This is a genomic window from Desulfosediminicola flagellatus, assembly GCF_005116655.2.
GTDB classification, from domain to species: domain Bacteria; phylum Desulfobacterota; class Desulfobulbia; order Desulfobulbales; family Desulfocapsaceae; genus Desulfopila; species Desulfopila flagellata.
This window is the reverse complement of sequence record NZ_CP050698.1, coordinates 4,240,285-4,255,331: the sequence shown is the minus strand read 5'-3', so window position 1 is coordinate 4,255,331 and position 15,047 is coordinate 4,240,285. Positions and strand designations below refer to the sequence as shown.

The 15,047-nt window shown below is 45.5% G+C and carries 11 protein-coding genes; 3 read left to right on the top strand and 8 right to left on the bottom strand.

Features of this window, described 5'->3' with window-relative positions:
• Positions 1-457: 457 nt before the first annotated feature.
• Positions 458-2,986: an APC family permease gene (locus FCL46_RS17550; RefSeq protein WP_136810432.1), complete on the top strand. Its 2,529-nt coding sequence runs from the start codon at positions 458-460 to the stop codon at positions 2,984-2,986.
• A 21-nt stretch (positions 2,987-3,007) separates the two neighbouring features.
• On the opposite strand, the gene FCL46_RS17545 is transcribed toward FCL46_RS17550, so the two are convergent.
• Positions 3,008-4,465 carry a sensor domain-containing diguanylate cyclase gene (locus tag FCL46_RS17545; RefSeq protein ID WP_136810431.1) on the bottom strand — a complete coding sequence of 486 codons (1,458 nt, stop codon included), beginning with the start codon at positions 4,463-4,465 and terminating at the stop codon, positions 3,008-3,010.
• A 535-nt stretch (positions 4,466-5,000) separates the two neighbouring features.
• Here FCL46_RS17545 and FCL46_RS17540 point away from each other — a divergent pair.
• Positions 5,001-6,509 carry an alpha-amylase family glycosyl hydrolase gene (locus FCL46_RS17540; RefSeq protein WP_136810430.1) on the top strand — a complete coding sequence of 503 codons (1,509 nt, stop codon included), beginning with the start codon at positions 5,001-5,003 and terminating at the stop codon, positions 6,507-6,509.
• 173 nt (positions 6,510-6,682) lie between these two features.
• On the opposite strand, the gene FCL46_RS17535 is transcribed toward FCL46_RS17540, so the two are convergent.
• From FCL46_RS17535 to FCL46_RS17515, 5 genes are read right to left on the bottom strand one after another with little or no spacing between them, the layout of a single operon-like run.
• Entirely contained in the window at positions 6,683-7,156 is a 474-nt protein-coding gene (locus tag FCL46_RS17535) for an alpha/beta fold hydrolase (RefSeq protein WP_136810429.1), read from the bottom strand.
• A gap of 14 nt (positions 7,157-7,170) precedes the next feature.
• Positions 7,171-10,281 (bottom strand): efflux RND transporter permease subunit, encoded by a 3,111-nt coding sequence (locus FCL46_RS17530; RefSeq protein ID WP_136810428.1) that lies wholly within the window; start codon positions 10,279-10,281, stop codon positions 7,171-7,173.
• Between the two features lie 10 nt (positions 10,282-10,291).
• Positions 10,292-11,647: an efflux RND transporter periplasmic adaptor subunit gene (locus FCL46_RS17525; RefSeq protein WP_136810427.1), complete on the bottom strand. Its 1,356-nt coding sequence runs from the start codon at positions 11,645-11,647 to the stop codon at positions 10,292-10,294.
• On the bottom strand, positions 11,644-11,958 hold the full coding sequence (locus FCL46_RS17520) for a hypothetical protein (protein ID WP_136810426.1): 315 nt from the start codon (positions 11,956-11,958) through the stop codon (positions 11,644-11,646). Before FCL46_RS17520 ends, FCL46_RS17525 begins: the two co-directional genes overlap by 4 nt.
• Positions 11,934-12,542 carry a TetR/AcrR family transcriptional regulator gene (locus FCL46_RS17515; protein WP_136810425.1) on the bottom strand — a complete coding sequence of 203 codons (609 nt, stop codon included), beginning with the start codon at positions 12,540-12,542 and terminating at the stop codon, positions 11,934-11,936. Before FCL46_RS17515 ends, FCL46_RS17520 begins: the two co-directional genes overlap by 25 nt.
• A gap of 366 nt (positions 12,543-12,908) precedes the next feature.
• Here FCL46_RS17515 and FCL46_RS17510 point away from each other — a divergent pair, with 366 nt between their 5' ends.
• The gene (locus FCL46_RS17510) at positions 12,909-13,352 is read left to right on the top strand and encodes a PPC domain-containing DNA-binding protein (RefSeq protein ID WP_136810424.1); all 444 of its coding nucleotides are present in this window, start codon (positions 12,909-12,911) and stop codon (positions 13,350-13,352) included.
• Between the two features lie 201 nt (positions 13,353-13,553).
• Here the strand turns inward: FCL46_RS17510 and FCL46_RS17505 are convergent, their stop codons facing one another.
• Together FCL46_RS17505 and FCL46_RS17500 are read right to left on the bottom strand one after the other, a co-directional pair.
• Entirely contained in the window at positions 13,554-14,177 is a 624-nt protein-coding gene (locus tag FCL46_RS17505) for a hypothetical protein (protein WP_136810423.1), read from the bottom strand.
• Positions 14,178-14,373: 196 nt separating this feature from the next.
• Positions 14,374-14,973: a DUF2325 domain-containing protein gene (locus FCL46_RS17500; RefSeq protein WP_167506083.1), complete on the bottom strand. Its 600-nt coding sequence runs from the start codon at positions 14,971-14,973 to the stop codon at positions 14,374-14,376.
• Between the last annotated feature and the right edge of the window lie 74 nt (positions 14,974-15,047).

Sequence of the window (15,047 nt, the reverse complement as noted above, 5' to 3'; positions counted from 1 at the left end):
GTAAATTCGTTGGGCTACCTGTATAGTTTTGATAAATTTAGACCTTTGATTAGAAATAGAACGCATGGGAAAAATTCCAGATTTCTGGAAAAACGGAAAGCTTTTACGAAGATGACTTCGCTCTATTTAACCTATCTGTTCTCTGGATTGCATTTAGTGCTGATTAGAAACATGAACATTGCCAAAACTCTGTTGCTCACTTCTTGTCACTTTTATCGTGTGTTGTCCTTATTGACGGTGTCTGGTGGTAATTCCTGGCAAAAGAAGCGCATGTTTTTTTCGCGAAATGCATACCAACAAAGAAGGTTATGGATTTTCGAGTTCAGGTTGCATACTATACAAGTATATTAAACACCTATGACTGGTTGGGGCTTGTGGATAACATAGCAACCTCTTGTGACAGCAGCGATTTCCGGCAATGGATCCATCTCATTCGGTACCAATAAAGGAATCATGTATGGGCAGTGAAGCACATTCAGCGAAACAGGGTGGTACACTCGGCACCTTTGCCGGTGTCTTTACTCCCAGCATATTGACAATCCTCGGTATTATTCTCTTTCTGCGTCTTGGCTATGTGGTGGGCAGTGCAGGGTTGATGTATACTCTTGTGATCGTTGCCATTGCCAATGTTATTTCGGTATTGACCAGCTTTTCTCTTGCGGCCATCGCCACCAATCTGAAAGTAAAGGGTGGTGGTGACTATTATCTGATTTCCCGCACCCTCGGGCTTGAATATGGCGGTGCATTGGGGCTTGTGCTCTTTCTTGCGCAGTCAGTCTCCATAGCCTTTTATTCTATCGGTTTCGGTGAGGCTGTATCTGCATTTTTTCCTGGTTCTTCCGCTATTCTTCCTCAGCTTATTGCAGGTGTTGCGGTCTGTTTTCTTTTTGCTCTGGCATGGTTCGGGTCTGATTTAGCTACCAAGTTTCAATATCTGGTCATGACTTTTCTGGTGCTTGCTTTGTTCTCTTTTTATGTAGGCGGTTTTGAGCATTGGGACGGCAACCAGCTTATTCAAAACTGGAACAGGCCGGAGGATGGTCCGCCGTTCTGGGTACTTTTTGCGATTTTTTTCCCGGCGGTCACTGGATTTACGCAGGGTGTCAGTATGTCAGGTGATCTGAAGAATCCTGGGAAGAGCCTTCCTACCGGTACATTTATGGCTGTCGGTCTTTCTATTCTTGTCTATTTTTCCGTTGCAGTGATCTTTGCAGGAGGCAAGCCACTTGAAATCCTCAGAACAGATTATGGGGCAATGGGGGAAATATCCCGATGGGGATATCTTATTGATGCCGGCGTGATTGCAGCAACGCTCTCATCAGCAATGGCCTCATTTCTCGGTGCACCACGGATTCTACAATCTCTTGCAACTGACAAAATATTTTCTTTTCTCAATCCTTTTGCTCATGGAGCAGGGCCTTTAAATAACCCACGGCGTGGTGTCTTACTTTCAGCTGTAATTGCCGCAATCACCATAGCTCTCGGGCAACTGGATATGATAGCCAGGCTGGTTTCCATGTTTTTTCTTATCTCCTATGGGTTGCTCAATTATGCTACATATTTTGAGGCGAAAGCTGCGAGCCCTTCGTTTCGACCACGCTTTCAGTGGTATCACCCAAACCTCAGCCTTATAGGATTTCTCGCCTGCCTTGGTGTGATGCTTGCTATCGACCTGACAACCGGCGTCGTGGCAATATCGATTATTTTTGCTATTCATCAGTATCTCAAGCGTACGACCCGACCGGCACGTTGGGCAGATAGTCAGCGTTCACACCGGTTGCAGCGGGTTCGCTCGGATCTGCTCTCAGCCGGATCTGAGGCAGATCATCCCAGAGACTGGCGTCCTTACATTCTTGCATTTTCCAATGATGCGGAACGGCGCGAAACTCTCTTGAAATTTGCATCCTGGCTTGAGGGCGGCAGTGGTATTACGACCGTAGTCCGCTTTCTAGCCGGTGATGGACTGCGCATGAGGCATCTTCGCCGTAAAGCTGCGGAGGAACTGGAACAGGAGATCCAACTCCATCGGAATGATGTTTTTTCACGTGTCATATCCGGGACGGACCCGAATGTATCTCTTGAAAATATGATCCAGTCTTTCGGGCTTGGCCCGATTAAGGCAAACACGATTCTGGTGAACTGGTTGAGCGAAGATGTAGACGCTGAGCAGAGAAGAGTACTTCGTTATGGAAAATATCTACGGACAGCCAATCGGATGGGATGTCACATCGTTATTCTTTCCATGTCAGAAAAAAGTTGGGCGAAAATGACATCCACTCCACCGGAAGAGCGGCGTATCGATGTGTGGTGGCGTGGAGATGCTGCAAGCCGGCTCATGTTACTACTTGCCTATCTTATCACTCGCGATGAAGAATGGAGTGATGCACATATCCGGGTGCTGGCAACGAACTATCCAGATGCATCGATTGAAAATTCTGCGATACTGAAAGAAGTTCTTGAAGAAACCCGAATATCAGCCGAGCCGTTGTTATTTCCTGATGCTGTTGCCCAAACCGTAATTGAAACCTCACAGGATGCTGCTCTCACGTTTATGCCTTTTGACTTGAAGCACAGCATGCCTGCCGATATGTTCGGAAACAACGTTGAAGATCTTCTCCAGGATCTTGGAGTTGTAGCCCTCGTTCAGGCCGGGCAGGAGGTAGATCTCGGAGCAGAGCCTGAAGAAGGTGCTGCTGGTATTCTTGCTAATGCTCTGGACGCTTTGGAACAGGCAAACAAACGCACAGAAAAGGCAATAGAAAATGCAGAGAAGGCAGCACTGCATGCTAGCGAGAAGATGAATGAAATCGAGATTTCGGGCGGAACATTTGACGACGCTATCCTGACTAAACTGAAAGCTGCGCTTAAAGCCCGTGAAAAGGCAGAAGCTGCCGCGAAAAAGGTTGTCAGGGAGCAGGCAAAAACGGAAGAAGCCGAAAAAGATTTGGAATCACAGGGTGGGCTGGCAGATAAGAAACCGGAATAAGATGTTTTTCATAGCCGGGCTTTACGCTTCAGAGTCAACATTGTTACCACCGCGATGTTTTGCACGGTAAAGTGATGCGTCGGCTCTGGAGAGGATATCACTAAGAGTATCTCCTTCAGTGTACATAGCAATACCGCATGATACCGTTACATTAACACCTGCACCTACTTTTTTATTGAGTATGTTTACCCAGTCGATTTCTTCAATCGCTTTGCGTATCCTCTCTGCCATAAGCGATGCATCTTCGGGAGAACTGATTGCAAGAATGGCAAACTCATCACCACCCCAGCGGGCCAGAACATCCGTCGGTCGAATAACTTGTGTAATCTCCCTGCAAACAGACTTCAGTATAACATCTCCGTAGAGATGTCCCAGTTGGTCATTGACGACCTTGAACCTGTCAAGATCCATAAGGATCAGGCTGCAATTTTGGTGGTTACGTGAAAATGTATACGCTGCTTTCGAGAACTCCTCTTCAAGCTTTCGTCTGTTGCCGACACCAGTCAGTTCATCCGATACTGCAATTTCTTCTAACCGACTCTGGTAGCTGTTTATAGTTGCCAGGGTCAGGCTGATGACGATAATTGACGAGATGAGGCCTATGGCTAGCGTCCTGAAAAAATTCATTTTTGCGATGTGCAGGGCGCCGGTTTCATTCTGCTCTACAAAGAGTAGCCAGTCCAGTTCCGCGATGTATCGTACATTAAGTAATATGGTTTCACCGTTACGGATAAACTCAAAGTTTTCAGGTTCCTCTCCAGTTGCCAGAATCTTGTCAGCAAATGGTCGCAAGCCAGGCATCTCTGCTACCCTCAGCTTTTCGATCATTTCAGGGTTCTGATGGACCTGCACCACTCCTGTTTTATCCGTCAGATACACGTCGCGATCGTATAAGATTTTGTAATATTTGACTAAATTGGCGATGCTGTCTACTTTCAAGCCGACTCCGGTAACGCCGAGAAGCTGCCCATGTATATCTTCAACACGGAAATTGATAAAAATTGTCAGAATATTTCCAGAGGCCTCGTCGCTGTCAACATCCAGCTCATATTCCTTTTTCGAATCGATAAAGTCGTAGTACCAAAGGTCATGTTCATTCGCTGTATTGATCTTTTTGTGTATCCCTTGGAAATGGTAATAATTAGAAGTACGTGATGAAACAAAGAAGGTTGAGAAAAAGCCGTATTTCTCTTTTATCTCGATGAGGTATTTTTTAACCTTTACGACGTCACGCTCTCCATCCATAACCCAGTCTTTTAGAAATGTATCCGCAGCCATGCTGGATGCGACAACAATGGGTCTGTTGAGTTCAGAGGTGAGGTCAGAGAATATATTGTTCATCGTCAGGGGAAGATCATTCTGCATAATCTCTCTATGCACAGAACTTCTGGTGAAGAGATAGTTGATCGCACTGCTACCTGTAAATGCCAGGGTAAGTATGACTCCCAAGGCAAGGAGAAGTTTGTTTCTATGTGTCATTTCATCTTTGTCGCATATGAAAAGTTACAGAGTAGTCAAGCTCACCAGTGTATCCTGATGTACGAGTTTTTTTATTTCATACATCAATATATCAAGAGACAGTGACTGGTCGTGTATCCTATTTACAGGCACATCGGCTAATATAGGAAAGTAACTGACATCGAACTGCTTATGTTGGATAGGGATCTTTGATTACTGTATCAAAACAACACGCAATATAAAAGGTGTAAGAGGCATATGGGTGTAAGTGGGGAAGTGAGTTGCCGCCTCTAAAAATCTGATTCATTTTGACAACTGGACAGGTTAAAATACAGACACAATTTTATTGCGGCGCATCTGCGATAAATCCTTATGCTGCATCGCTCGCATATCAAATGATGATATGCTCAATAACTTCTCCTCAGTGATGCGGGGATTTCTGGTCTGCGTATCAAACAGTTGTCTTCTTGCTGGTATCTTTTACATAACCACCATTACTGCCGGATGTATTTGCCAATTCATAGTTATATGCACATTTAACATGGAGGAATGGGTTATGAAAAAACGCACACTTTTACGGATGACCCTTCTGGTAATTGTTTCACTGTTCTTGAAGCCTGTAACTGTTTCAGCCGTTGCCGGGTTTGATGATGACCGCATTATGCTGCAGGGCTTTTACTGGGAGTCGTATCGCCATGGTTACGAAGATCGCTTTCCTGGCTATGGTGGGAAAGTATGGTATGAGATAGTAAAAGAAAACGCAGCTGATATACGTAATGGTCGGTTTGATCTGATCTGGTTGCCTCCGCCATCCTTCGCCGGTAAATATAGCGCCGGTTACAACCCCAAGGAGTATTTTAATCTCAATAACAGTTATGGCAGTTTTACCCAGCAACGCGCGATGCTTGAAGAATTGCTGCATAAAGGGGTTGAGCCGGTCGCTGATATCGTTATTAACCATCGTGATGGCACCCACGGCTGGGCGGATTTCTCTAATCCGGCCTGGGACACACGAGCTATAACGCGGGAAGACGAAGCTTTTACTAATGAAGAGTCCGAAGTGTATGGCACTCCTAAGGAAATGCGGGGAGCATATGAAGAAAAACCGATAGAATATACCCGGCATGGAGGCACAACCTACGGCTATGGTTCATTTAGGGATATTGATCATACCAACCCTGATGTACGAAAAGATATAATCAGGTATTTGCTTCAGTTAAAATCACTGGGGTATCGAGGCTGGCGTTATGATATGGTTCACGGATTCCATGCGCACTGGATCGGAGTGTACAACAAGGCGACCGCCCCGACCTTTTCTGTTGGAGAATATGACTGGGATAAACATGCGGCCCAGAGAGGATGGATCTGGCACAGCAGTGTCAATACAGATGACATTCGAACCGCCAGCAACGTTTTTGATTTCACCACTCAGTTTGCCCTTAAAGATAACAAAGGCAATTATCTGGCACTTTACGGGCCGTTTGACAACGGAATAGGACTCGTCGGTGACAATACAGATGGCATTGACTGGAAGAACCGAGCTGTCACCTTTCTGGAAAATCACGACACCGGTTATCGCACCGCTGATGACGGGAAGCCCGAAAAGAATCATGAGCATGATAGCTTTATGAATGACTGGCAGGTGGAGCAGGCCTACGCTTACATTCTCACGCATCCCGGGATTCCTACAGTTTACTGGAAACATTACTTTGATTGGGGAAGCACGCTTAAAACGAGAATCCAGGCGCTGATTAATGCCCGCAAAGTCGCTGATGTGCACAGCGGCAGCAGAGTGTTTCAGCAGGACAATGCGCGTTCCAGGGGTGTATATGCAGCTTTTGTTAAAGGCAGGAAAGGGGCGCTTTATATACGAATCGGCGGGAGTGATGTGGAGTGGAATCCATCTCACTCTGATTATCATGATTATACGGAATATGCAGGAGGGTCTGGTTGGAAAGTCTGGGTAGGGCTGCCGGGCAATCCCCCTGTGCAGCAGGCGGCACTCAACGATGGATTACCTGTTCCTGAATACCGGGAAGCGGCAGATATAGTCGTTGAAGATTAGATGTAAACAGTACACCCTGTATATTTTTTCTGTATAGGAGCGTGTGTGTGCTCACAAACATTCTGCCAATAAGAGGGCTGGCTTTTATTGACGACACTCTGTGTATTTGACTAACAAAAAAAGTGCCTGCGTATTTATGTCGCAGGCACTTTTTATATCTATACGATTCGCTATCAGCTTTTCGGAATTATTTCATTCCAACTCAATTCCTGAAATGTATTGTGCAGCATATGGTCGTCATCTGCCAGCACAACTTCCAGGTTACTGAATGTTCTTTCAGCTTTTGGCAGAACGAGTTCAGCGGGTGTTACAGTATCTTCCTCACCTATAACCAGAAGTGTAGGAATTTCAATCATGTTCTCAGGAACTGTATAGCCTTCAAAGTTCAGGGCGGGTGCCAGCAGAACAAGTCGGGTTACTCTGGTCGGATTGCTGACGGCAAAACAGGTAGCCATCAGGCCGCCAAAACTTGAGCCGATCAGCAGCAGATTATCCTTTCCTTCACATAGAACGCTGAGCTGATTGAGCCGCTCTTTGAGATTTCCGAAAAAATCGGGGCAGAGAACGTCCGGAAAATGTTTGGTAAGATAGGTCCCCTTGGTCCCTTTACCGGAGGACTCAAGCCCATGTAGAAATATTGTGGTCATAATATTCAATACTGTTAATGTTTACGCAGCAAATTAAAGTCATCAAATACCGAATATAGTGCAGGAATTACGAGTAGCACCAATACGGTAGTAGCTAATAACCCAAATACGATTGAACATGCAAGAGGAATCAGGATTTGTGCCTGCATTGATCGTTCAGCCATCAGCGGCATGAGGCCCATGATGGTTGTAAGTGATGTGAGCAGCACGGCGCGAAATCTGTCACGGCTGGCGAGTCGTGCCGCATCGTAGGCTGATTCGCCTTTATCCATATGGGTACGGATGAATGTTACAAGAAGGATTGAGTCGTTTACAACAATTCCGGCAAGGGAGATAAAGCCCATAATGGACGGCATGCTGAGATCAAGTCCGAGAAGAATGTGCCCCCAGATTACCCCGATCAGAGCAAAAGGGATCAGCACCATGACAATTATCGGTTCCAGATAGCTTTTAAACTGGAGGCTGAGGATGATAAACACTCCGAAGATACCGATCAGGAATGCTTTGACCATTCCGGCCATTGCTGTTTTGCCTTCTTTTTCCTGACCTTCAAGGAGCACAGAAACATCAGGAAACTCTTTGTGTAATTGCGGTAGGAAGTGTATTCGGGTGTGGCCGATAACCTCATTCGCGTTTGCTATGTTGGTATCGATGTCACCGGTTACAGTGACTGTTCTCAGTGAGTTGATCCGGTTGATTGATGCGTAGCCGCGACCTTGTTCAACAGTAGCCACGGACTGTAGCGGAACCATTTTTCCTTGCGGGCTGACCACCTGAAACAGTGAGAGGTCAGTAACGAACGTGCGATCCTTTTCTGCGAGTTTGACCACAATTTCATATGACTCTCCGCCATACTGAACTTCACTTGCCACACTGCCGTAAAATGCCGCTCGCAACTGGTTGGCAATATTGGCAGAGGTAAAGCCCATGGCAAGAGCACCTTTGTTCATTTTAATTCTGAACTCAGGTTTGCCTGGACGCAGATCATCACTCAGATCCACAACCCCGTCATACTTGCTGAGCCAGTTTATAAGCTCGACTGAAGCCAGTTTTAAACGGTCCAGATCGCGGCCCTGAAGCTGGATTTCAATAGCCAGGCCGCCGGGGCCGATACTCGGTTCTTTATAGGCGATATTGATTACATCCGGCATTTCCCCAATAGATTCACGCCAGAGAGCGGTAATTGTATCTATATCTGTGTTGCGTTCTTCAGCACTTAATAGGTCAAGTGAGACTGTCGCAACGTGTGGGCCGGATTCTCCGGCATCTGCGTTTGTGTTGAACAGTACACTGTAGTTTTCAACCAGAGGACGCTGGTCAGGCTGCTCCGGTGTCAGTTTCGTGTTAATTTTGAGGATTGAACCGACAATGATATTGACTACTTCTTCTGTTCTGTTAAACGATGTTCCCTGCGGCATGAGAATTCGCGCCTGTAGCACATCACCTTCGGTATCGGGGAAGGCTTTTACTTTGAGTATTCCTCCGGCAATCATGGCGATGGAGGAGATAAAGAGAAAAATCACGCAGCCGAGCATCAGATAACGCCAGTTGACCACAAAGTCGACAGCGCGGCCCAGCCAATTTTCGCGAATACCATCAATAATCGTATCGAATTTTTTTCTAAAACCTTTCGACGCGGCCCGGTTGTACCCTTCAAGTGAGTGGGAAAGGTGATTCGGCAGAATGGCAAAGGCTTCGACGATACTGACCGTAATGGTAAGGATAAGCATCACAGGGATGGCGTAGAGAACCTTGCCGATATCTCCCTGCATGCTGAGAGCCAGCGCGCCAAAAACAAATATGGTGGTGAGAAACGAAGAAAATACGCCTGATGACACCTCTGCAACACCATCAATGGTTGCCTGTAGACCGGTCTTACCTTTTTCGAGATGGGCGGCAACATTCTCGGCGATAACTATCGCATCATCCATCAGGATACCAATGGCAATCAGCAATCCAACCATGGTCAGCATATTAAACGAGAAGCCGATCTGTTTCATAAAGAAGAAGGTCAGACAAAAGGAGATCGGCAGACCCATCGCAACCCAGAATGACATGCGAAAATTAAAAAACAGCCAGAGTGTCAAAAAGACCAGAAACAGCCCCTCAAGGCCATTTATGGTCAGCATGTCGAGCCTGTCCCGGACGATTTTTGAAATATTCTGGGTGACAACAAACTCCACACCGGGAGCAGCAATCTTTTCTTCATTTTCGATAAATGCCTTGATCTCATCCATGATACTGAGGGCATCTTCAGACTTGTTTTTGTTGATCTGCAACAGGCCAGCCCGCTTACCGTTGAAGCGGATGGAATTCTCTTTATCTTCAAAGGTGTCTGTAATTGTTGCTATGTCACGGAGCTTTACCTCACCGCCTTTATCGCTGGAGACTATTACCAGTTCACCCAACTCATATGGCGTGCGGCGTTCCTCGGTAAACCGAATAAGATAATCGGTCTGATCTGTTTCGATAGTCCCGGCGGGCATATCAATGGACTGATTCTGTAGTACAGTCTGGATATCGCTTACCGAGAGCCCCAGCTGCAGAAGAGTATAATATGGGATTTCCACCTGCAACTGATGTTCTGAAAATCCGAGGATATCAACCTGAGACACCAAGGGCAGGAGTTTGATTTTGTCTTTCAACTGCTCGCAGTAGAGCTTTAAATGCGGCTCGCTCATGGGGCCGGTAACGGCGATTGATAGTACCTGATCTGTGCGGTTAAGTCGTTTTACGATGACGTCCTCAACCTCAGGAGGGAAATTGGAAATTGCCTCAACTTCAGTTTTGATATCATTTAAGAATTCGGTTGCATCAGCACCATCACGCATTTCAAGCGTAACAGTTGCTCTGCCCTCAGCAGCTTTTGATGTTACTTTTACAAGATTTGAGACGCTTTCAACCGCTTCTTCAATACGCTCACAAACCGAAGATTCTACATCTTCTGCGGTTGCGCCCGGATACACTGCGGTAACCGAAACCTCGGTAGAGGCAAAGTCCGGAAAGGTCTCGCGCCGGATGTCACCCATATGCATAAGGCCGAGCAATACAAACAGCACCATAAGCAGGTTGGCTGCTGTGGGATGTTCAGCCAGCGGGGCGATCCATGATTTCATTATTTTCATAGGTATCCCCTTAATTGCCGGTGCCGACAGCGCTAATCCTGTTGGAAAGCTCTTCGTTAATCAATGGCTTAACCAGCATGCCTTCAATTGCAGGGACAATATCGGTGGTGATTACCATGCTTCCTGCTTCGATTCCTTCATGAATAACAGCCATATCTCCCATGACCATCTCAATGTTCACCCGGTGCTTTTTCAGCCTCTTATCTGCGTCAACGATATACACTGTGTCATTATGAATTGCCTGGAAGGGAATCACGTAGCGATTTTCTCGCGGACTGCCCTGTAATTCAACTTCGGCATAAAGATTTGGCAGTAGGGGGGGCCTCTCGGAAGGGATCACTTTCTTATAGGGCTGGTCGACGGTTACAAACACGGTGATTGCGCCTGTTTGTATATCAATCGATTCGGCCGTACGCATAAAGGTGCCGGACCATTCAGCGTTTTTGTTAAACAGCGGTACCCTTACAGTTGCGGATATGCCGATCAGTTTTCGGATAGCATCCATGTTAAATTGAGTAGCTTCAAACGGTGATTGCTCACCAAACTCCGGGGAAATGAGGTTGGCAAAACTGGTTGGTGAAAGTTGCACAGGAATCTCGACTTGAGAGATATTTACCGCTTTCAGTGCCAGTGATCCTGCAGGAGCAAATTGGTTGAGTTCAATATTTACCTCTGAGATGCGGCAGTCAAATGGTGCCCGTATAACAGTTTTCTCAATGTCGAGGCGTCGCTCGCTAAGACTCGAAACATCAGATTTTTTCTGTGCCTGTAATGCATTAAGTTGCGAGGGGATGAGTTTTAAGGTGTTAAGCAGATTATCAACACTTCCCTGTTGAGCAAGGAGATTCTTCTCTTCCAACTCAAGATCTGAGGCGGAAATATACCCTTTTTCGTAGAGTTTTTTCTTTCGTTCGAGCTCCTGAGTAGTAAGTTGCAATTTCTGGCGCTCAATTTTCAGCAGCTTTTCCGTATTGGCTTTTTGTTGAGAGAGTTCTTTTAACTGCGCATCAGCGCTCATGACACTAGCAACACTTCTGGTTTCTGCAAAGTCGTATGATTGCGGATCAATGCGAATAAGCAGTTCTCCCTTGGTAATGAATGCTCCTTTTTTTAGCTCCGGATGGACTTCGATGATCTTGCCACTTACTTCAGGTAGTGCATCCCAGATCTCGGTTGGCTGCACATAACCATAGCCTGTTATTCGGGGGATGATGCTCATTGGGTTCGCAGCAATGACGCTTACAGTACGGGCTTGTTCAGCAACTTCAGGTCTGGATGGTCCTTTTTTGCTGTTCACCATATTGAACATCAGCAGCGCTCCGGCAGCCACAGGTATAAAAAAGAGCAGTTTCTTAGGGAATTTCATTTGATCGCCTCAGCTATATTGATGTTGTTGTGCTCAAGAGTGGTGCCTGCAGGTTTCTGCAGGTTGATCATCACTGCCTGATAATCATCGGTGTCCAACTGGCGTATTACTACGCTATCCACTTCGCTATCATTTACACAGAGTTTGATCTGCTCAGCCTGTGATGTTGAAATCGTGACCAGTAACAGTGCAATGGTAGAAACACAATGGTGTAGTTGCGGTTTGCTAATCATCTTTTTGGGTAGGTAGTTGTTTAATAATTGTGTGGGAGTAAACACTCCGTAATTTATCGGCGAATAGCGTCCCAGCATGCTTTAGCAAGACCGACGATGATAGTTTCATCGAGTTCCATAAAGCCCTGAGCTGAATGTTTCAGCACAAATGCCATTGGTCCCATGCTTAGAGCAACGAGAAACTGCAGAGGGAAATCTTTTACAATTTCATGTTCATGGGCACGTATCAGGATGCGGTTGAGTGGATAGAATATTGGTTTAAAGTCAGGGTCCTGCATAATGGTAGCGATGATCTTTTTTCTATAAGCAACACCGATAGGGGAATTAAGATACTGTTCCATAAACTGGTGATGCAATTGCAATTTCTGTCCGGTGGTAAGAAAGTCTGTGGCGAATTGGATAAACTGGGAATGTACAGACGCATCCGGGTTAAAGTTTTCTCTGGCCGGCCCGAAAACAAGGGTTGATGTATAGATGGCAGAGACGCTTACAAGATCATCTTTATTTTTGAAATGTCTATATATTGTTCCTTCACCAACTCCGGCGTTGCGGGCGATATTTGCAGTGGTTGCACGATCAAAACCTTCTGTGGCGATAGTGGAAATAGTTGCTTCGACAATTTCCATTTTCTTTTGCGGCCAGTTTGAATATTGGGTAGTCATAGGTATCTCTCAAAAAGGAGTGAGTAATCACTCCGCATTGTAGGGGAGATACGTTTTAATGTCAATATTTGTAGGTAATGTATTGAAAGTGCGATTTTGTAAGAATGAAAAACAGATAATAGAGCGACTGAAGATATTGCCAGGAGGTGATTGTATATGCTGATCTCTAGAAATGATATCGGCATTGGAGTAAAAATCCGCTACTATGCTGGATGGGTATCTTTTTGCGATAAAATTGAATAACGATCCAAGATATTTATACATAATTACGGACGATTTCATCGTATAATTGACAGTATTGACTGCAAAAACGATTGTCATACTACATCGGCTATACAAATGAATGCAATTTAGGAGAATGCGAAATTGAAATATTCAGAAGCGAAGCAGGGAAGGGTGTTTGTGCTCAGACTTGAAAATGGTGAGATAGTTCATGAGGTGATAGAGCAGTTTGCTGTTGATCATCATATTGAGGCAGCCTCCCTCATTATTATAGGTGGAGCGGATGATGGCAGCCGAATAGTGGTGGGGCCTAAAGAAGACAGAAAACTACCTCTTGAACCAATGGAGTTCACGCTTGAAAATGCCCATGAAGTAACAGGTACAGGCACACTATTTAGAGACGATGAAGGTACTCCGCTACTGCATATGCATATGGCCTGTGGCCGAAGCGGCAAGACAAGCACAGGCTGTATTCGACCGGGAGTTAAAGTGTGGCATGTAATGGAGGTTGTTCTTCACGAAATAGTTGGCTCAACGGCAAAACGAGTGCATGAGGAACCGCTTGGGCTGAAGTTGCTTCGCCCATGATTCCTTTCTGTCCGAACACGGTGCTTTCCATCTAACTCTTCGTTACTCTCAAAATTTTATCCTCGCAATATCATGTGAATGGCTGTGGTGAAATTTATCGGGTGCCTTGATTTAGATGAAAATCCTAGGTTTCGGGATGAAAACTAACTCATCTATTGCTCATGAGTATTCTGAAACTCATGAGCAACATCAATAAGAATGTCAGCTGGTAAATGGTCTGATTGTAGCCTCTTTCACAAACTCGGGGGCCATGATGATCTCATCTTCACGACTCCGTTTGATATAGATCAGTACATTTGAGCTATCGATATCCATTTCATAAATGTCACCGCTGCCAAGGTTTGGATCCTGCCAGCGCACTGCGAACTTTTCAGCGCGTGATTTATTGGGTGTCCAGCTCAGGCTGCGTGAAAATCCAGAGACTGAACCACGGTAGACTGTGGCGGATTTGAAAGGGACAGGGGAACCCAATTGGGCAAGAGCTTCCCTGTCGCAGGACATGAACAGGGCGCTCCATTCTTCGGCATCACCCCCGGACCCGAAAGGGGCGTTAAGCTTTCCATAGAGTGTGAGGACAGTTTTTTCAAACTCTCCAGCATTTCTGAAAGCCTCAATATTATTCTGAAAAAAACGGAGGTGATCATTTTTGTGAAGCAACTGCATGGCAGCAAACGGGTTATTTTCATTTGCAACGGCTGATTTCAGTGCAGTGAGTTTTTTCAGCACTTTCTCATCATGTCGTTCCTGCATTATTTTGCTGTCGAATGAGCCGGTAAAGACATCAGGGCGATATAAAAACCCGAGACCATCAACATTCCATTGCATATTCATCCTCGTTGCGTGCTGGTTCAGGCGTTGTCGCCTGTAAAGTTAACCTGAAATTTCATAGAAATGGTATGACCTTCCAGGATAATCGTCGAGTAATAAAGCGAACCAAAACACAATAAACGATGTGATAATGAAATGCGATGATCAGATGAACTGCTTATGTGTAATAGTCATTCCCTGAACCAATGCGGGATTAATGTAGCTTGAGTTCCGAGAATTTCTCCAATTCTCTGGTAAGAGAAGATAAACCGGAACCACGCATCATCAGGTAGGGTTTCTGTGATTGTTTGCAATATTTTTTTACACTTAAGCAGGCATCATGGCTTACACAGTCAATAGGGCAGACAACTGCATCGGCTTGATATATCATTCCCGGTAAGCGTGATTTAGCAATCTCTTTACCACCATCATGGTGCATAAACTCGCCGCCTCGCTCTTCAATGATTTTTCGATAATGCTGAACCATCTTATGCATACCACCTACGTAGAGGATACGTTTGCCGCAAAGATCTTCGCCTGGACATTCAGGACTATCCTTATCACTACAGTTCTGACAGTCACTCTCACCTTTACGTAGAAGTGCTTCTTTGAGGCGCTGAATCTGTTGATCTTTTCGTTCATTATCGTTTTGCAATCTGGCACATTTCTGCTCAAGGTCAAGGGTAATGGAATCCGCCAGAGCCAGAAGATCCTCGGCATCCTGCAGTTGAGTTTCCAGATCTTCAAGTTGTTCCTGGATAATTATCATTTGGCTGAGGAGATTTATACGTTGATCGCGTGGTTGTGTTTCCATTTCGTGATACTCGTTTTGAATTTTGGGTATCAGGTACCCGGGTATGTCAAGATTGATAAATAAGTTAGATACGC

What these genes read in the sequence shown, in the direction of transcription:
- FCL46_RS17530 (WP_136810428.1), bottom strand. Translation starts at nt 10,281, where the DNA reads ATGAAAATAATGAAATCATGGATCGCCCCGCTGGCTGAACATCCCACA.
- FCL46_RS17525 (WP_136810427.1), bottom strand. Translation starts at nt 11,647, where the DNA reads ATGAAATTCCCTAAGAAACTGCTCTTTTTTATACCTGTGGCTGCCGGA.
- FCL46_RS17540 (WP_136810430.1), top strand. Translation starts at nt 5,001, where the DNA reads ATGAAAAAACGCACACTTTTACGGATGACCCTTCTGGTAATTGTTTCA.
- FCL46_RS17500 (WP_167506083.1), bottom strand. Translation starts at nt 14,973, where the DNA reads ATGGAAACACAACCACGCGATCAACGTATAAATCTCCTCAGCCAAATG.
- FCL46_RS17550 (WP_136810432.1), top strand. Translation starts at nt 458, where the DNA reads ATGGGCAGTGAAGCACATTCAGCGAAACAGGGTGGTACACTCGGCACC.
- FCL46_RS17515 (WP_136810425.1), bottom strand. Translation starts at nt 12,542, where the DNA reads ATGACTACCCAATATTCAAACTGGCCGCAAAAGAAAATGGAAATTGTC.
- FCL46_RS17535 (WP_136810429.1), bottom strand. Translation starts at nt 7,156, where the DNA reads ATGACCACAATATTTCTACATGGGCTTGAGTCCTCCGGTAAAGGGACC.
- FCL46_RS17520 (WP_136810426.1), bottom strand. Translation starts at nt 11,958, where the DNA reads ATGCTGGGACGCTATTCGCCGATAAATTACGGAGTGTTTACTCCCACA.
- FCL46_RS17545 (WP_136810431.1), bottom strand. Translation starts at nt 4,465, where the DNA reads ATGACACATAGAAACAAACTTCTCCTTGCCTTGGGAGTCATACTTACC.
- FCL46_RS17505 (WP_136810423.1), bottom strand. Translation starts at nt 14,177, where the DNA reads ATGCAATGGAATGTTGATGGTCTCGGGTTTTTATATCGCCCTGATGTC.